Source organism: Streptomyces sp. NPDC107546, assembly GCF_055639175.1.
In genome coordinates this window covers 385434-401001 of the sequence record NZ_JBVKBA010000002.1, presented here as the reverse complement: position 1 = coordinate 401001, position 15568 = coordinate 385434, and the positions used below count along the sequence as shown (strand labels likewise).

The 15568-nt window shown below is 70.0% G+C and carries 19 protein-coding genes; 5 read left to right on the top strand and 14 right to left on the bottom strand.

Annotated features, from left to right (window positions below):
- Positions 1-69: 69 nt before the first annotated feature.
- The gene (locus ACZ7L1_RS04375) at positions 70-732 is read right to left on the bottom strand and encodes a hypothetical protein (protein ID WP_471434066.1); all 663 of its coding nucleotides are present in this window, start codon (positions 730-732) and stop codon (positions 70-72) included.
- Positions 729-881 (bottom strand): hypothetical protein, encoded by a 153-nt coding sequence (locus ACZ7L1_RS04370; RefSeq protein ID WP_471434064.1) that lies wholly within the window; start codon positions 879-881, stop codon positions 729-731. The genes ACZ7L1_RS04375 and ACZ7L1_RS04370 overlap by 4 nt, the downstream gene beginning before the upstream one ends.
- 295 nt (positions 882-1176) lie before the next feature.
- Here ACZ7L1_RS04370 and dapA point away from each other — a divergent pair, with 295 nt between their 5' ends.
- Positions 1177-2079 (top strand): 4-hydroxy-tetrahydrodipicolinate synthase, encoded by a 903-nt coding sequence (gene dapA, locus ACZ7L1_RS04365; protein WP_471434063.1) that lies wholly within the window; start codon positions 1177-1179, stop codon positions 2077-2079.
- Positions 2080-2332: 253 nt separating this feature from the next.
- On the opposite strand, the gene ACZ7L1_RS04360 is transcribed toward dapA, so the two are convergent.
- The 4 genes from ACZ7L1_RS04360 to ACZ7L1_RS04345 all read right to left on the bottom strand — a co-directional run bounded on the left by ACZ7L1_RS04360 (position 2333) and on the right by ACZ7L1_RS04345 (position 4883).
- Entirely contained in the window at positions 2333-2707 is a 375-nt protein-coding gene (locus ACZ7L1_RS04360; RefSeq protein ID WP_471434061.1) for a VOC family protein, read from the bottom strand.
- Between the two features lie 236 nt (positions 2708-2943).
- Positions 2944-3933 carry a 2,3,4,5-tetrahydropyridine-2,6-dicarboxylate N-succinyltransferase gene (gene dapD, locus ACZ7L1_RS04355; protein ID WP_471434059.1) on the bottom strand — a complete coding sequence of 330 codons (990 nt, stop codon included), beginning with the start codon at positions 3931-3933 and terminating at the stop codon, positions 2944-2946.
- Positions 3934-4026: 93 nt separating this feature from the next.
- Entirely contained in the window at positions 4027-4563 is a 537-nt protein-coding gene (locus ACZ7L1_RS04350; RefSeq protein ID WP_471434058.1) for a TetR/AcrR family transcriptional regulator, read from the bottom strand.
- Complete coding sequence (locus tag ACZ7L1_RS04345) at positions 4563-4883, bottom strand: DMT family transporter (protein WP_263229295.1); 321 nt, start codon at positions 4881-4883, stop codon at positions 4563-4565. Before ACZ7L1_RS04345 ends, ACZ7L1_RS04350 begins: the two co-directional genes overlap by 1 nt.
- Positions 4884-5168: 285 nt before the next feature.
- Here ACZ7L1_RS04345 and ACZ7L1_RS04340 point away from each other — a divergent pair, with 285 nt between their 5' ends.
- Positions 5169-6023 (top strand): AbfB domain-containing protein, encoded by an 855-nt coding sequence (locus ACZ7L1_RS04340; protein ID WP_471434056.1) that lies wholly within the window; start codon positions 5169-5171, stop codon positions 6021-6023.
- A 73-nt stretch (positions 6024-6096) separates the two neighbouring features.
- Here the strand turns inward: ACZ7L1_RS04340 and ACZ7L1_RS04335 are convergent, their stop codons facing one another.
- The 8 genes from ACZ7L1_RS04335 to ACZ7L1_RS04300 all read right to left on the bottom strand — a co-directional run bounded on the left by ACZ7L1_RS04335 (position 6097) and on the right by ACZ7L1_RS04300 (position 12699).
- Positions 6097-6432 (bottom strand): metal-sulfur cluster assembly factor, encoded by a 336-nt coding sequence (locus ACZ7L1_RS04335; protein ID WP_389001918.1) that lies wholly within the window; start codon positions 6430-6432, stop codon positions 6097-6099.
- Complete coding sequence (sufU, locus tag ACZ7L1_RS04330; protein WP_471434054.1) at positions 6429-6896, bottom strand: Fe-S cluster assembly sulfur transfer protein SufU; 468 nt, start codon at positions 6894-6896, stop codon at positions 6429-6431. The genes ACZ7L1_RS04335 and sufU overlap by 4 nt, the downstream gene beginning before the upstream one ends.
- Before the next feature lie 17 nt (positions 6897-6913).
- Positions 6914-8170, bottom strand: coding sequence for a cysteine desulfurase (locus ACZ7L1_RS04325; protein ID WP_471434053.1), 1257 nt, complete (start codon positions 8168-8170; stop codon positions 6914-6916).
- A complete protein-coding gene (gene sufC, locus ACZ7L1_RS04320) occupies positions 8167-8931 on the bottom strand; it encodes a Fe-S cluster assembly ATPase SufC (protein WP_471434052.1) in 765 nt (254 codons plus the stop codon). The genes ACZ7L1_RS04325 and sufC overlap by 4 nt, the downstream gene beginning before the upstream one ends.
- A 7-nt stretch (positions 8932-8938) precedes the next feature.
- Positions 8939-9259, bottom strand: coding sequence for a non-heme iron oxygenase ferredoxin subunit (locus ACZ7L1_RS04315; protein ID WP_103844430.1), 321 nt, complete (start codon positions 9257-9259; stop codon positions 8939-8941).
- The gene (gene sufD, locus ACZ7L1_RS04310; protein ID WP_471434050.1) at positions 9256-10440 is read right to left on the bottom strand and encodes a Fe-S cluster assembly protein SufD; all 1185 of its coding nucleotides are present in this window, start codon (positions 10438-10440) and stop codon (positions 9256-9258) included. The genes ACZ7L1_RS04315 and sufD overlap by 4 nt, the downstream gene beginning before the upstream one ends.
- 64 nt (positions 10441-10504) lie before the next feature.
- Positions 10505-11926: a Fe-S cluster assembly protein SufB gene (sufB, locus tag ACZ7L1_RS04305; protein WP_471434049.1), complete on the bottom strand. Its 1422-nt coding sequence runs from the start codon at positions 11924-11926 to the stop codon at positions 10505-10507.
- Complete coding sequence (locus ACZ7L1_RS04300) at positions 11923-12699, bottom strand: helix-turn-helix transcriptional regulator (protein WP_471434047.1); 777 nt, start codon at positions 12697-12699, stop codon at positions 11923-11925. Before ACZ7L1_RS04300 ends, sufB begins: the two co-directional genes overlap by 4 nt.
- A 161-nt stretch (positions 12700-12860) precedes the next feature.
- Between ACZ7L1_RS04300 and ACZ7L1_RS04295 the strand changes: the two genes are divergently transcribed.
- The 3 genes from ACZ7L1_RS04295 (at position 12861) to ACZ7L1_RS04285 (ending at position 15519) form a co-directional block, all read left to right on the top strand.
- Entirely contained in the window at positions 12861-13652 is a 792-nt protein-coding gene (locus tag ACZ7L1_RS04295; protein WP_471434045.1) for an AAC(3) family N-acetyltransferase, read from the top strand.
- Positions 13653-13736: 84 nt separating this feature from the next.
- The gene (locus ACZ7L1_RS04290; RefSeq protein WP_471434043.1) at positions 13737-14660 is read left to right on the top strand and encodes an ABC transporter ATP-binding protein; all 924 of its coding nucleotides are present in this window, start codon (positions 13737-13739) and stop codon (positions 14658-14660) included.
- Positions 14661-14802: 142 nt separating this feature from the next.
- Positions 14803-15519: an ABC transporter permease gene (locus tag ACZ7L1_RS04285; protein ID WP_471434230.1), complete on the top strand. Its 717-nt coding sequence runs from the start codon at positions 14803-14805 to the stop codon at positions 15517-15519.
- Positions 15520-15568 lie beyond the last annotated feature (49 nt).

Here is a 15568-nt window from a genome sequence, read left to right as displayed (position 1 = left end):
CTCGACCAAGCTTGAGGTCAAGCCCGGCCCCTCGAGCCCGGCCCTCAGACCCGGCCCCTCAAGCCCGGGTCACCGCTTGGGTCCGCCGTTCTCCAGGCGCGCCAGCCGGCTCTGGAACCAGTCGAGCCGGGCCTGGAGCAGGGCCGCCTCGGCGACCAGTTCGGACACGCCGAGATCGGCCGGCGGGGCCTCGGCGCCCGACGCGGCCCGTACCCGCAGCCCCTCCCCCGCGAGCCCGGCGAACGCCGCGAGCGACAGGGACGTACGGCCGCGTACGCACCCGGCGCACGACGCCTGCACGACGCGCCAGCCCGGCCGCCCCCAGCCGGCGTCGGCCAGCGCCGCGGCCGGCGCTCCGCACGCGCAAGTGCCGACCGTCATCGTCCGCACCCGCTGGCGCGCGTAGCGGAAGCCGCGTTCGAAGCGGATGTACGCGCCGAGGACCGAGACCTCGAGCAGCACCGCCGCCCGGTGTTCCCCGGTGCACAGCAGCGCCTCCGCCTCGGCACGGTCGTGGACGCAGTGGAAGCCGCAGTCGCAGCGGCGGTGCGGCGCGCGGTGCCGCAGGCCGTAGACGCACCCGGCCTCGTCGAGGACCGCGTAGGGCAGCGCGCCGCCCAGCGACACACCGGTGAACCCGGCCCGGGTGCCGTCCTGGGACAGCACCGGGTGGGCGATCTTGTATCCGGTCGGCGGCTCCGTCGGTCGTTCCTCGGGGAGCCGCAGTCTCATCGCGCGACCGGGACCTCTTCGGGGGCGGGCGCCTGCTCGACGGGCTCCGCGATGTCGGCGACGTCGGCGACCCGGAGGTCGGCCTGTTCCTCGTGCACCTGCGGGCGCTCCTCGGCGACCCCGGTGGCGAGTGCCTTGCCCAGCTTCATGACGCCTCCCGGCTGTTGGTTACCGTCCCGGCCATGGTGACCCACGCGGCCCGTTTTGGCACCAGTGCCTGGTCGCCGACGTCCCCGCACCGCGCGCTCCGCGCGCCCCTCACCGCGCCTCCCGCTCTCGGCTCACCGCACCCCGAGCGCCTCCGCAACCGCTCCGCGACCTGGCGCCACGAGGGCTCGATCCGCTGGATGCCCCTCAACACGCAAGATCACACAAGCATCCCTAATCAATACCCTGTAGGGGAATTAAGTGGAGCTTCATGGTTTCGCTGCCGAGACTACTCCCATGACGACCACACCCCTCACCGCCCGTCCCTTCGGCCGCGCGCTGTGCGCCATGATCACACCCTTCACCGAGGCCGGCGCGCTCGACCTCGACGGCACACAGCGGCTCGCCGACCTGCTCGTGAGCGAGGGTTGCGACGGTCTGGTGCTGTCGGGCACCACGGGAGAGTCCCCGACCACCACCGACGCCGAGAAGGCCGCGCTGGTGCGCGCGGTACGGGAGGCGGTCGGCGAGCGGGCGTCCATCGTCGCGGGCGTCGGCACCTCGGACACCCGGCACACCGTGGAGCTGGCACTGGCGGCCGAGAAGGCGGGTGCCGACGGGCTGTTGGTGGTCACGCCGTACTACAGCCGGCCCCCGCAGGACGCGGTCGAGGCCCACTTCCGTGAGGTCGCCGACGCCTCGGGCCTGCCGCTCATGCTCTACGACATCCCGGGCCGCACCGGCACCCGTATCGAACCGGAGACGATGATCCGGCTCGCGGAGCATCCGCGGATAGTGGCGGTCAAGGACTGTGCGTACGACTTCCTCGGCACCCAGAAGGTACTGGCGCGGACCGGGTTGGCGTACTACGCGGGCTGCGACGAGCACAACCTCGCCCTGTACGCGGTCGGCGCCGCCGGTTACGTCAGCACGGTCGCGAACGCCGTCCCGCGCCGGCTCCGGTCGGTCCTGGACGCGTTCGACGCGGGGGAGACGGCTCGTGCGGCCCGGTTGCAGCAACAGGCCACCCCGCTGATCGACCTGATGATGTCCGCCGGCCTGCCCGGCACGGTCACCGCCAAGGGCCTGCTGGGGGCACTCGGCCTGCCTGCGGGCCCGGTCCGCGCGCCGCTGCGGCCCGCCAGCAGTGAGACGGTCGACGGGTTGCTGGCGGAGTACGAGCGGCTGGTCACGGCGTGATCACCGCGGCGCGTTCCGCAGCAGGTCTCGACGGCGTGCCGATCGCCGCCGCCGGTGGCGGCGCCCCGCCTGGTACAGGTCACAAGCCTGCCCGATTCGCGGGCCGGCGTAGTCGGCTTGGCGGTGGCGATCGTCGGCATAGCCATCGCGGGCTGACAGCGACAACGGCGAACCACCGCGGATCCCAGCGCAAGAGTCCCAGGTCAGAGACTACGCAGGTGAGCGGCCGCCACCCATAGGCGACGACCTCCGGTCAGCTGCTGGTGATGCAGAAGGGATGTCCAGCCGGATCGGTGAGAACCCGCGCCCTGGCAGCCTCATGAGGCTGGTGATCCGGCTTGCCCGCGCCCAGCTCCAGCAGGCGGGCTTCGGCTTCGTCCAAGTCGTCCTCGACCTTGAAGCAGATGTGAAGCTGCTGGGGAACGGTTTGTTCAGGCCAGCGCGGAGCCCGGTAGTCGTCGACCCGTTGAAAACCGATGAAGAGTCCGTCTTCACCGTTGAGACCGGCGAAGTCGGCGTCCGACTTCGGGTGGGGTTCGAGACCGGTGGCCTGCTGATAGAAGGCCGCCAAAGCCAGCGGATCAGGGCAGTCGAGGGTTATAGCAACCAACTTCATCTGCAGGGGCACGGCATCTCCCGACCGATCGGTGGACTTCCGCGATGAACAACCTAGGGGCGATCGCAGGTCAGAACCTCGTCCCGCCCACTGCCATCCGGGACAGGACACGAGCGCCCTCCCGGGCCGTCCCCGGGCCGTGGAAGGGCGCTCAACGATGACCAACGCCGACGACTGCCGGCAGCTCGGCAGCAGGTCAGGGCGTTGATCGATGAGGCGGCCGCAGGTCACGCCCGCCGTTGCCGTTGTCAGTTGTGGCTGTGCAGGATCTCGTTCAGACCGCCCCAGACCGCGTTGTTCGGGCGGGCCTCGACCTTGCCGGTGACGGAGTTGCGGCGGAAGAGGATGTTGGAGGCGCCGTTGAGCTCGCGGGCCTTGACGATCTGGCCGTCGGGCAGGGTGACCCGGGTGCCGGCGGTGACGTACAGGCCGGCCTCGACGACGCACTCGTCGCCGAGGGCGATGCCGACGCCCGCCTCCGCGCCGATCAGGCAGCGCTCGCCGATGGAGATGATCACGTTGCCGCCGCCGGACAGCGTGCCCATGGTGGACGCGCCGCCGCCGATGTCCGAGCCGTCGCCGACCACGACGCCCGCGGAGATGCGGCCCTCGACCATGGAGGTGCCGAGCGTGCCGGCGTTGAAGTTCACGAAGCCCTCGTGCATGACCGTGGTGCCCTCGGCGAGGTGCGCGCCGAGGCGGACCCGGTCGGCGTCGGCGATGCGGACGCCCTTGGGGGCCACGTAGTCCGTCATGCGCGGGAACTTGTCGATGGAGGTCACCTGCAGGTGCAGGCCCTCGGCCCGGGCGTTCAGGCGCACCTTCTCCACGTCGTCGACGGCGACCGGGCCGAGCGAGGTCCAGGCGACGTTGGCCAGGAGGCCGAAGATGCCCTCCAGGTTCTGGCCGTGCGGCTTGACCAGGCGGTGGGAGAGCAGGTGGAGGCGCAGATAGACGTCGTGCGTGTCGATCGGCTTCTCGTCCAGCGAGGTGATGACCGTGCGCACCGCGACCACCTCGACGCCCCGGCGCGCGTCCGGGCCGATCGCCTTGGCGGCGCCTTCGCCGAGCAGCTCCACTGCCTTCTCGGCGGACAGCCGCTCGGTGCCGGACGGGCCGGGCTCGTCGGCCAGCTCGGGCGCGGGGAACCAGGTGTCGAGAACGGTGCCGTCGGCGGCGACGGTGGCGAGGCCGGCGGCCACGGCACCGGTGGTACGGGGAGCAGTCGTGTCGGTCATAGGGGAAACCTAACGTGGCCGGGCGCGCAGGGGCGAACCGGTGCGCGGACGTCTCAGGTGCCGGTCAGCCTCGTCGCCGGAGTCGGGCACGGATCAGGGGATGACCCGTGCCAGGGCCTCCCGCGCGTACTCCTCGTCGTACGGCGCCCCCGTCAGCAGTACCTGCAGACAGATCCCGTCCAGCAGGGCGAGCAGTGCCCGCGCCGTGGCCGGATCCGTACGCCGCACCAGCGACTCGGCGGTCTGCTCCATCCACTCGGCCGCGACGGGCCGTAGCGCCGGGCGGCGCAGGGCCGCGAGATACAGCTCGTACTCCAGCTCCACGCCCGCGCGGTCGCCGCCCAGCCACTGACCCAGCAGCCGGGCGAGGTCCGCCGCGAGGTCGCCCTCGGCGTTCTCCAGCAGGCCGCTCTCGGTGAGCGTCCCGGCGAACCCCTCGTTCGCCTGCCGCAGCGCGGCGACCATCAGCTCGTCGAGGGTCCTGAAGTGGTACGTCGTGGAGCCGAGCGGCACGTCGGCCTCGGCGGCGACCGAGCGGTGGCTCAGTCCGGCGATCCCCTTCTGTCCCACCACCCGGATCGCCGCGTCGATGATGCGCCGGCGCCGCTCGGGGTCATAGCGGCGGGGCATCAGTGTGCACCTCCCAGGTTCAGGACCACCACCCCGCCGACGATCAGCGCGATCCCGGCGATCTTCGCAAGGCCCAGCCCCTCCCCGAACAGCACCAGCCCGATCATGGCGACGGTCGCGGTGCCGGCGCCGGACCAGATCGCGTACGCGGTCCCGATCGACAAGGTCTTAAGGGTCTGCGCGAGCAGCAGGAAGGAGACGACATAGCCGAGGAGGGTCACCAGCGAGGGCCCGAGCCTGCTGAACCCGTCGCTGTACTTCATGGCGGTCGTGGCCGCGACTTCGGCGGCGATGGCCCCGGAGAGGAACGCGTATCCCATGCGGACGAGTGTACGCATCGATGTGTACGACCGTACACATCGCGGTGCGCACGAAATGGGGACGCGTGGGTGCGCCGCCGAGAAACCGCTCTCTCAAACGGGTGCTGAGAACCCGTCATGTCCACTACTGTTTCACCGGTCGATCACCCGGCCTTCACGGAAGCCGCCGTTCCGCGTGCCCGTGCCCCGGGTCGGCCCCTGTCTTCCCCGCTTTCTCCCGTTGTGCCACGACCCGCTTTCTGACGATTCCGCCTCCGCCGTACAGCGACGCCGAGGGAACCGCGCATGCCAGACACCAACCCCCCACCCGCTCCGGACCGGCCCGCCCCTTCCCCGGTGTGGGAGACCGGTGATGTCCCGGGCGAGGCCCGGACACCGGGATCCCGCAGACTCTGGGCGGCAGGGCTGCTCGCCGTGGCCGTCTTCTCCTCCAGTGCGATAGCGATCTCCTTGCTGGGCAAGGCAGATGACTCCCCGTCACCGAAGCGCGCGCAGGACGCCGCCGTCGCGCTGGGCGACCCGGACGTGCCCGACTTCTCGCTGCCTGCCTCCCCGGTGGCGGCACCCAGCGGGAAGAGCGGCCTGACGCCCGGCAAGGCGTCCCCGGCCACCAAGGCCGACTCGCCCTCCCCCGAGGCCGCCGAGCACACGGCCGGGGCAGAGCCCGCCGCTCACGCCTCGAAGCCGTCCGCCACCAAGCCCCCGAAATCGACGCCGTCCGCCACTTGGAGCTCGGTCCGCTCGGTCAACTACCCCGACCGCTACTGGCACATCAGCGGTGACTACGTGAAGCTCGACCCGATCGGCTCCGCTCCGGCCCGCCGTGACGCCACCTTCAAGGTCGTCGAAGGCCTGGCGGACGCCACCTGCTACTCCTTCGCCACCGCCGACGGCAGCTACCTGCGCCACCGGAACTTCCTGCTGCGCGACGAGCCCGACGACGGCTCCTCCCTGTTCCGGCAGGACGCCACCTTCTGTCCCCGCCCGTCGTCGTACTACGGAGCGATCATGCTTGAGTCGGTCAACTACCCCGGCCGCTTCCTGCGCCACCAGAACTTCCAGCTCAAGCTGGACCCGTACCAGGCCGGCGACCTGTACCGGGCGGACTCGGCGTTCCGTCTGGTGGACGGACTCGCCTGAACCCGCCCGGGCACGCGAAACGGCGAGGCCCCATGGGACCTCGCCGTTTCTCCCGGCTCGTGGCTCGTGGATCTCAGACGTTGAACCCGAGCGCGCGCAGCTGCTCGCGGCCGTCGTCCGTGATCTTGTCGGGGCCCCACGGCGGCATCCAGACCCAGTTGATGCGCAGCTCGCTGACGAGACCGTCCGTGGCGGACTTGGCCTGGTCCTCGATGACGTCCGTCAGCGGGCAGGCCGCCGAGGTCAAGGTCATGTCGACGGTGGCGATGTTCGCCGTTTCGTCGATGTGGATGCCGTAGATCAGGCCGAGGTTGACGACGTCGATGCCCAGCTCGGGGTCGACGACGTCCATCAGGGCCTCGCGGAGCTCCTCCTCCGAGACCGGCTTCATCTCCACGGTGTCGCTCATGCCGTCTTCCTTTCGGCCTCGGCTCCGACCAGTGCCTGGGCCGTCGCGTCCTTCCACGCCATCCAGCTCAGGAGGGCGCACTTCACCCGCGCCGGGTACTTGGACACCCCGGCGAACGCGACCGCGTCCTCCAGGACGTCCTCCATCGCGTCGTCGGGCTCGATCCTGCCCTTGGACTGCATCAGCTCCAGGAAGGTCTCCTGGATCTTCTGCGCCTCGGCCAGCTCCTTGCCGACGAGGAGCTCGTTCAGTACGGAGGCCGAGGCCTGGCTGATGGAGCAGCCCTGGCCCTCGTACGAGACGTCCTTGATCGTCGTGCCGTCGTACTTCACGCGAAGGGTGATCTCGTCGCCGCACGTCGGGTTCACGTGGTGCACCTCGGCGTCGCCATCCCGCAAGCCCCGCCCGTGCGGGTTCTTGTAGTGGTCCAGGATGACTTCCTGGTACATGGAGTCCAGCTTCACGTTTCAGCTCACGCCCTTCAGCCGAAGAAGTTCCGTACGTGCTCCAGGCCCTCGACCAGAGCGTCGATCTCGGCCGGCGTGGAGTACAGATAGAACGACGCTCGCGTGGTCGCAGGAATTCCGTACCTGAGGCACACCGGGCGGGCGCAGTGGTGCCCGACGCGGACCGCGATGCCCTGCTCGTCGAGGACCTGGCCCACGTCGTGCGGGTGGATGTCGCCGAGTGTGAAGGAGATCGCCGCGCCCCGGTCCTCGGCCGTGCCCGGGCCGATGATCTTCAGGTCGGGAACCTCGCTCAGCCGCTTCACCGCGTACTCGGTGAGCGCGTGCTCGTGGGCGAGGATCTTGTCCATGCCGATCGAGTTGAGGTAGTCGATGGCCGCGCCCAGACCGACCGCCTGCGCGATCGGCGGGGTGCCCGCCTCGAACTTGTGCGGGGCCGGAGCGTACGTCGACGAGTGCATCGACACCGTCTCGATCATCTCGCCGCCGCCCAGGAACGGAGGCAGGTCCTCCAGCAGCTCCTGGCGTCCCCACAGCACGCCGATACCGGTCGGGCCGCACATCTTGTGACCGGTGAAGGCCACGAAGTCGGCCTGGAGGGCCTGCACGTCCAGCGGCATGTGCGGCGCGGCCTGGGAGGCGTCGACGCAGACCAGGGCGCCGACCTCCTGGGCGCGGCGCACTATCGCCTCGACCGGGTTCACGGTGCCCAGGATGTTCGACACCAGCACGAAGGAGACGATCTTCGTCTTCTCCGTGATGATCTCGTCGATGTTGGACAGGTCCAGCCGGCCGTCGTCCGTGAGACCGAACCACTTCAGCTTCGCGCCCGTGCGCTGCGCCAGCAGCTGCCACGGCACGATGTTGGAGTGGTGCTCCATCTCCGTGATGACGATCTCGGTCTCGGAGTCCACCCGGTAGGGCTCGTCGGCCCATCCGAGCATGTTCGCCACGAGGTTCAGCGACTCGGAGGCGTTCTTGGTGAAGATCACCTCGTCGCGGCTCGGCGCGTTGATGAACTCGGCGACCTTGTCGCGCGCGCCCTCGTACAGCGCCGTGGCCTCCTCGGCGAGCACATGCACACCGCGGTGGACGTTGGCGTTGTAGCGCTCGTAGTACTCGCTGAGGGCGTCCAGCACCTGGCGCGGCTTCTGCGACGTCGCCGCGTTGTCCAGGTACACGAGCTTCTTGCCGTCGTGGACCAGCCGGTCCAGGACGGGGAAGTCCTTACGGATCGCCTCGGTGTCGAGGAGGCCCGGCAGCTGTGTCACGCGGATGCGCCACCCTTCGTGTATGCCTCGTAGCCCTCGTCCTCCAGCTTGTCGGCGAGCTCGGCGCCGCCGGACTCCACGATCCGGCCGGCGGAGAAGACGTGGACGAAGTCGGGCTTGATGTAGCGCAGGATGCGCGTGTAGTGCGTGATCAGCAGGGTGCCGACCTCGCCGGTCTCGCGGACGCGGTTGACGCCCTCGGAGACGATGCGAAGCGCGTCGACGTCCAGGCCGGAGTCGGTCTCGTCCAGGATCGCGACCTTCGGCTTGAGCAGCTCCAGCTGGAGGATCTCGTGGCGCTTCTTCTCACCGCCGGAGAAGCCCTCGTTCACGTTGCGCTCGGCGAAGGACGGGTCCATGTTGAGGCGCTCCATGGCCTCCTTGACCTCCTTCACCCAGGTGCGCAGCTTCGGGGCCTCGCCGCGGATGGCGGTGGCGGAGGTGCGCAGGAAGTTGGAGACCGAGACGCCGGGGACCTCGACCGGGTACTGCATCGCCAGGAACAGGCCCGCGCGGGCGCGCTCGTCGACGGACATCGCAAGGACGTCCTCGCCGTCGAGCAGCACGGTGCCGCTGGTGATCGTGTACTTCGGGTGACCCGCGAGGGAGTAGGCGAGGGTCGACTTGCCGGAGCCGTTGGGGCCCATGATGGCGTGCGTCTCGCCCTGCTTCACGGTGAGGTCGACGCCCTTGAGGATCTCCTTCGTGGCGTTGTCGGCCTCGACGGTGACGTGCAGGTCTCGGATTTCAAGCGTTGCCATGGGTGCCTCAGGACTCCTGGGTGAGGGAGACGAGCACGTCGTCCCCTTCGATCTTTACGGGGTATACGGGGACGGGGCGCGTCGCGGGAAGGGCGTCCGGCTTGCCGGAGCGGAGGTCGAAGCGCGAGCCGTGCAGCCAGCACTCGATGTGGCAGTCGTCGACCTCGCCCTCGGACAGGGAGACGTTCGCGTGCGAGCAGATGTCGTTGATCGCGAACACCTCGCCCTCGGTGCGCACGACGGAGATGGGCGTGCCGTCGAGTTCCACCCGCTTCGGGGTGTCCTCCTCCAGCTCGCTCAGACCGCAGACACGTACGAAGGCGCTCATGCGACGGACGCCTCCAGCTCCTCTTCGATCTTGGCGATCAGCCGCTCCTCGATGTCCGCGACACCGATCTGCTGGACCAGCTCGGCGAAGAAGCCGCGGACCACCAGGCGACGCGCCTCGTGCTCCGGGATACCGCGGGCCATCAGGTAGAACAGCTGCTCGTCGTCGAAGCGGCCGGTGGCGCTGGCGTGGCCGGCGCCGACGATCTCGCCGGTCTCGATCTCCAGGTTGGGGACCGAGTCGACGCGGGCGCCGTCCGTCAGGACGAGGTTGCGGTTCATCTCGTACGTGTCCGTGCCCTCGGCCTTGGCCTCGATGAGCACGTCACCGATCCACACGGCGTGCGCGGCGTCGCCCTGGAGCGCGCCCTTGTAGACGACGTTCGACTTGCAGTGCGGGGTGTTGTGGTCGACGAAGAGACGGTGCTCCTGGTGCTGGCCCTGGTCGGTGAAGTACAGGCCGAACAGCTCGGCCTCGCCGCCGGTGCCGGCGTAGCTCACCCGCGGGTGCAGACGGACCACGTCGCCGCCGAAGGTCACGACCACGGACTTGAAGCTCGCGTCCCGGCCGACCAGCGCGTTGTGCTGGGCCACGTGCACGGCCTCGTCGTCCCAGTCCTGGACGGAGACGACGGTCAGCTTGGCGCCGTCACCCAGGATGTAGTCGACGTTGGCGGCGAGCACCGCGTCACCGGTGTGGTCGATGACGACGACGGCCTCGGCGAACGCGCCCAGCTCGATGACCTGGTGGCCGAAGGCGGTCCCGCCCTCGCCGTGCACCGCGATACGGATCGGCTCGGTGAGGACGGTGTCCTTGGCGACGGTCACGACCGAGGCCTTCTCGAAGGCGGAGTACGCCTGGGCGGCGACGCGGTCCACCGGGGTGCCCGCCTTGCCGAGCCGCGCGTCGTCGCGGCCGACGCTCTCGACGGTGACGCCCTCGGGGGCCCCGACGGCCACCGTCACGCCTCCGCCGTTCGCGACGGCGGTCCCGTCGTGCAGACCGCGCAGACGCTCCAGCGGCGTGAACCGCCACTCCTCCTCGCGGCCGTGCGGCACCGGGAAGTCCGCCACGTCGAAGGACGGCGGCGCGCTCATGCGCGTGGCGACGGTCGACTCGGCGGCGACCGCGATCGAGCCGGCGGTGGTCGAACCCACCGGAATGTTCTGGGCCTCAGCCATGGCTGTCGTTGTGCTCTCTTCCTGCGTCAGAAATCTGCGTGCTGCTTGCTCCGGCGGGCGGTCGTCAGCCGACCGCGCCCTCCATCTGCAGCTCGATCAGCCGGTTGAGCTCCAGCGCGTACTCCATGGGCAGCTCCTTGGCGATCGGCTCGACGAAGCCGCGCACGATCATCGCCATCGCCTCGTCCTCGGACAGGCCGCGGCTCATCAGGTAGAAGAGCTGGTCCTCGGAGACCTTCGAGACGGTGGCCTCGTGGCCCATGGAGACGTCGTCCTCACGGACGTCCACGTACGGGTACGTGTCAGACCGGGAGATGGTGTCGACGAGGAGCGCGTCGCACAGCACGTTCGACTTCGACCCGGCGGCGCCCTCGCCGATCTCGATCAGACCACGGTAGGACGTGCGGCCGCCACCGCGAGCGACGGACTTCGACACGATGTTGGACGACGTGTTCGGCGCCATGTGGACCATCTTGGCGCCCGCGTCCTGGTGCTGGCCCTCGCCCGCGAAGGCGATGGAGAGGGTCTCGCCCTTGGCGTGCTCGCCCATGAGGTAGACGGCCGGGTACTTCATCGTCACCTTGGAGCCGATGTTGCCGTCGACCCACTCCATGGTCGCGCCCTCGTAGGCCACGGCGCGCTTGGTGACCAGGTTGTAGACGTTGTTCGACCAGTTCTGGATGGTCGTGTAGCGGCAGCGGGCGTTCTTCTTGACGATGATCTCGACGACCGCGCTGTGCAGGGAGTCGCTCTTGTAGATCGGGGCCGTACAACCCTCGACGTAGTGGACGTAGGCGCCCTCGTCGACGATGATCAGGGTCCGCTCGAACTGGCCCATGTTCTCCGTGTTGATGCGGAAGTAGGCCTGCAGCGGGATCTCCACGTGCACGCCCTTCGGCACGTAGATGAAGGAGCCGCCGGACCACACGGCGGTGTTCAGCGCGGCGAACTTGTTGTCACCGGCCGGGATGACCGTGCCGAAGTACTCCTTGAAGAGCTCCGGGTGCTCCTTCAGCGCGGTGTCGGTGTCGAGGAAGATGACGCCCTGCTGCTCCAGGTCCTCACGGATCTGGTGGTAGACGACCTCCGACTCGTACTGGGCCGCGACACCGGCCACGAGGCGCTGCTTCTCCGCCTCCGGGATGCCGAGCTTGTCGTACGTGTTCTTGATGTCCTCGGGGAGGTCTTCCCAGGACTCCGCCTGCTTCTCCGTGGAGCGCACGAAGTACTTGATGTTGTCGAAGTCGATGCCGGACAGGTCCGAGCCCCAGTTCGGCATGGGCTTCTTCTCGAAGAGCTTCAGGCCCTTCAGGCGCAGCTTGGTCATCCACTCCGGCTCGGACTTCTTCGCCGAGATGTCGCGGACGACCTCCTCGTTGAGGCCACGCCTGGCGGAGGCACCGGCCGCGTCGGAGTCGGCCCAGCCGTATTCGTACTTGCCCAGGCCCTCGAGCTCAGGGTGGGCAGTCTCCGTGGGGAGAGTCATGCGGGGTTCCTCCCGGCCGTGCTTGCGGATGCGTTGTGAGCGGTCTCGGAAATCTTCGAAGGCTTGCGGGGCGTCTTGTGCGCCGCCTTGGGGATGAACGTCGTGCAGACGCCGTCGCCGTGCGCGATCGTGGCCAGTCGCTGGACGTGCGTACCGAGCAGTTGGGAGAAGACCTCCGTCTCGGCCTCGCACAGCTGCGGGAACTGCTCTGCGACATGGGCGACCGGGCAGTGGTGCTGGCACAGCTGCTCGCCGACCGGTGCGCTGCGCGCCGTAGCAGCGTACCCGTCCGCACTCAGGGCCTTGGCCAGCGCTTCGGTGCGCTGGTCCGGGGCAACGGCCTCGATCGCCTCGCGGTAGGCGCCGGCCTGGGCGGCGAGCCGGGCGCGGGCGAACGCGGCGACGGCCGCCTCACCGCCCTCGCGCTCGGCGATCCAGCGCAGGGCGTCCGCGGCGAGCTTGTCGTACGACTGGTCGAAGGCGTCGCGGCCACAGTCCGTGAGCGCGAAGACCTTGGCGGGCCGCCCGCGCGTGCGCGTGCCGTACACGCGCTGCTCGCGCGCCTCCACGACGTCGTCGGCGACGAGCGCGTCCAGATGGCGGCGTACGGCCGCCTGGGTGAGTCCCAGCCGTCCGGCCAGCTCGGCGACGGTCGACGGGCCGTGGTCCAGGATGGACCGCGCGACCCGGTTGCGCGTCGAGCGCTCTCCGGTCGCGAGCTCCTCCTGAGGGGCCCCCACCGGGGTCTCCCGAGCCTCGCCGACGTTTTTCACAACGCCATTGTTGCGTAATTCCGCAGAAGCTGACAAGCGCCGTCCGGACGGGCCGCCGGTGCGGTACGTCACTTAGGCGTGCCTAAGCCGACCTGCGGAAACGCGCCGCGATCGATCAAAGCGGTGGCGGTCACCGGCGGTCTGGACAAGACTGCGAGGCCATGCCCATACCCCTCCCGACCGGCCCTCTTGTCACCAGGGACGGTCTTCGCGCACAGCTGAGCGCGCTCGGCGTCAGGCCCGGCGAGATCCTCCTTGTGCACTCCTCGCTCAGCTCGCTCGGCTGGGTCAACGGAGGTGCCGTCGCGGTCGTCCAGGGACTGCTCGACGCCCTTGGCCCGAACGGCACACTGGCGGTGCCGACACAGTCCGGCGATCTGTCCGACCCGGCGCTGTGGAGCAATCCGCCGGTGCCCGAGGAGTGGTGGGAGACCATCCGGGCCACCATGCCCGCCTACGACCCACGGACCACGCCCACGCGCGGGGTCGGCGTGATCCCGGAGACCGTACGCACCTGGCCGGGCGCCCTGCGCAGCGCGCACCCCCAGACGTCCTTCGCCGCGGTCGGCCCGCACGCCGCGGAGATCGTCGAGGGTCACTCGCCCGACTGCCGCCTGGGCGAGCGCAGCCCGCTGGCACGGCTGGAGGCCCTGGGCGCCCGGGTACTGCTCCTGGGGGCCGGATACGACTCCTGCACCTGCTTCCATCTGGCCGAGTACCGCATCCCCTCGCCGGTCGTCCGGGTGGGGCGGCCCGGACCGAACGGGTGGGAAGTGGTGACCGAGGTGTCGATCACTTCGGAGCGCTTCGACGAGCTGGGGCACGACTTCGAGCGGGACCGGCCCGTCGTACGCGGGAAAGTGGCCGCGGCCGACGCGCGGCTGTTCCCGGTCTCGGACGCGGTGGCCTACGCGGAGCGGTGGCTGGCACTGCACAGGCCGCGTGACGAGTAGTTTCCGGACGCGGTCGGGCTCGGTGCAATCGGTTTCCGGCCCCCCTCGTCCGGCGCCCGACGCGCCTACCTAGACTCTGGACCCATGGGAAGTGAGCCGGTCGTCCAGGTACAGGCCCTGGTGAAGCGGTATGGCACGAAGACCGCGGTGAACGGGCTCGACCTGGTGGCCCGGGCGGGCATCACCGCTGTTCTCGGCCCCAACGGGGCGGGAAAGACGACCACGGTCGAGACCTGCGAGGGCTACCGGAAGCCGGACTCCGGCACGGTGCGCGTCCTGGGCCTCGACCCGGTCCGGGAGGCCGCCGCGCTGCGACCCCGGATCGGTGTGATGCTCCAGTCCGGCGGCGTGTACTCGGGTGCACGGGCGGAGGAGATGCTCCGCCACGTGGCCAAACTGCACGCGCACCCCCTCGAAGTGGACGCGCTCATCGAGCGGCTGGGGCTCGGCGGCTGCGGGCGGACGCCGTACCGGCGCCTGTCGGGCGGGCAACAGCAGCGGCTCGCGCTCGCCATGGCCGTCATCGGCCGCCCCGAGCTGGTGTTCCTGGACGAGCCGACCGCCGGCCTCGACCCACAGGCCCGCCGGGCCACCTGGGACCTCGTCCGCGACCTGCGCAGCGACGGCGTCTCCGTGATCCTGACCACCCACTACATGGACGAGGCCGAGCAGCTCGCCGACGACGTCGCGATCATCGACGCGGGCCGGGTCATCGCCCAGGGCCACCCGGAGGAGCTGTGCCGCGGCGGCGCGGAGAACACGCTCCGCTTCACCGGCCGGCCCGGCCTCGACGTCGGCTCCCTGCTGAAGGCGCTCCCGGCCGACTGCTCCGCGGCGGAGCTGACGCCGGGCGCGTACCGGGTCATGGGCAAGGTCGATCCGCAGCTGCTGGCCACGGTCACCTCGTGGTGCGCACAGCACGGGGTGATGCCGGACCGGATCTCGGTCGAACGGCACACCCTGGAGGACGTCTTCCTGGAGCTGACCGGCAAGGAGTTGCGCTCATGATTTTGGCCCGCACAGCGACCGGCCGGGGGCCCGGGGGTCGGCCCCCGGGAAAACACAGCCCGGAGCTGACCGGCAAGGAGTTGCGCTCGTGACCACCGTCGGCACCTACACGCCCAAGCCGGGCGCCGCCCCTCTGCGCCGCATGATCGCCGCGCAGGCCGCGCTCGAGACGCGGATGCTGCTGCGCAACGGCGAGCAGCTGCTCCTGACAGTCGTCATCCCCACGCTGCTGCTGGTCCTCTTCAGCTCGGTCGACATCGTCGACACCGGCGCGGGCAAGGCCGTCGACTTCCTCGCCCCCGGCATCCTGGCGCTCGCCGTGATGTCGACCGCGTTCACGGGACAGGCCATCGCGACCGGCTTCGAGCGCCGCTACGGCGTGCTGAAACGGCTCGCGTCCTCCCCGCTCCCCCGCTGGGGGCTGATGACCGCCAAGACGGCCTCCGTCCTCGTCACCGAGGTCCTCCAGGTGGTCCTGCTGACGGTGATCGCGTTCGCGCTGGGCTGGTCGCCGCACGGCAACCCCCTCGCCATGCTGTTCCTGCTGGTCCTCGGCACGGCCGCCTTCTCCGGGCTCGGCCTGCTGATGGCGGGCACGCTGAAGGCGGAGGCCACCCTGGCCGCCGCCAACCTGGTGTTCCTGCTGCTGCTCGTGGGCGGCGGTGTGATCGTGCCGCTGGACAAGTTCCCCTCCGGCGCCCAGGACGTGCTCGGGCTGCTTCCGATCTCCGCCCTCTCCGACGGCCTCAGGTCCGTGCTGCAGCACGGGGCCGGAACGCCCTGGGGCGACCTGGCCGTCCTGGCGGTGTGGGCCGTGGTGGGGCTGGCAGCGGCCGGGAGGTTCTTCCGCTGGGAGTGACCCGCTCCGCCTGGGCCGACCCCTCGTGAAAGCGTGCACAAGCGGCCCC

What these genes read in the sequence shown, in the direction of transcription:
- ACZ7L1_RS04350 (WP_471434058.1), bottom strand. Translation starts at nt 4,563, where the DNA reads ATGCCCCGCCGCTATGACCCCGAGCGGCGCCGGCGCATCATCGACGCG.
- sufB (WP_471434049.1), bottom strand. Translation starts at nt 11,926, where the DNA reads ATGACTCTCCCCACGGAGACTGCCCACCCTGAGCTCGAGGGCCTGGGC.
- ACZ7L1_RS04375 (WP_471434066.1), bottom strand. Translation starts at nt 732, where the DNA reads ATGAGACTGCGGCTCCCCGAGGAACGACCGACGGAGCCGCCGACCGGA.
- ACZ7L1_RS04335 (WP_389001918.1), bottom strand. Translation starts at nt 6,432, where the DNA reads ATGAGCGACACCGTGGAGATGAAGCCGGTCTCGGAGGAGGAGCTCCGC.
- ACZ7L1_RS04345 (WP_263229295.1), bottom strand. Translation starts at nt 4,883, where the DNA reads ATGGGATACGCGTTCCTCTCCGGGGCCATCGCCGCCGAAGTCGCGGCC.
- ACZ7L1_RS04295 (WP_471434045.1), top strand. Translation starts at nt 12,861, where the DNA reads ATGCCCATACCCCTCCCGACCGGCCCTCTTGTCACCAGGGACGGTCTT.
- ACZ7L1_RS04370 (WP_471434064.1), bottom strand. Translation starts at nt 881, where the DNA reads ATGAAGCTGGGCAAGGCACTCGCCACCGGGGTCGCCGAGGAGCGCCCG.
- dapD (WP_471434059.1), bottom strand. Translation starts at nt 3,933, where the DNA reads ATGACCGACACGACTGCTCCCCGTACCACCGGTGCCGTGGCCGCCGGC.
- ACZ7L1_RS04290 (WP_471434043.1), top strand. Translation starts at nt 13,737, where the DNA reads ATGGGAAGTGAGCCGGTCGTCCAGGTACAGGCCCTGGTGAAGCGGTAT.
- dapA (WP_471434063.1), top strand. Translation starts at nt 1,177, where the DNA reads ATGACGACCACACCCCTCACCGCCCGTCCCTTCGGCCGCGCGCTGTGC.
- sufD (WP_471434050.1), bottom strand. Translation starts at nt 10,440, where the DNA reads ATGGCTGAGGCCCAGAACATTCCGGTGGGTTCGACCACCGCCGGCTCG.
- ACZ7L1_RS04340 (WP_471434056.1), top strand. Translation starts at nt 5,169, where the DNA reads ATGCCAGACACCAACCCCCCACCCGCTCCGGACCGGCCCGCCCCTTCC.
- sufC (WP_471434052.1), bottom strand. Translation starts at nt 8,931, where the DNA reads ATGGCAACGCTTGAAATCCGAGACCTGCACGTCACCGTCGAGGCCGAC.
- ACZ7L1_RS04315 (WP_103844430.1), bottom strand. Translation starts at nt 9,259, where the DNA reads ATGAGCGCCTTCGTACGTGTCTGCGGTCTGAGCGAGCTGGAGGAGGAC.
- ACZ7L1_RS04285 (WP_471434230.1), top strand. Translation starts at nt 14,803, where the DNA reads ATGATCGCCGCGCAGGCCGCGCTCGAGACGCGGATGCTGCTGCGCAAC.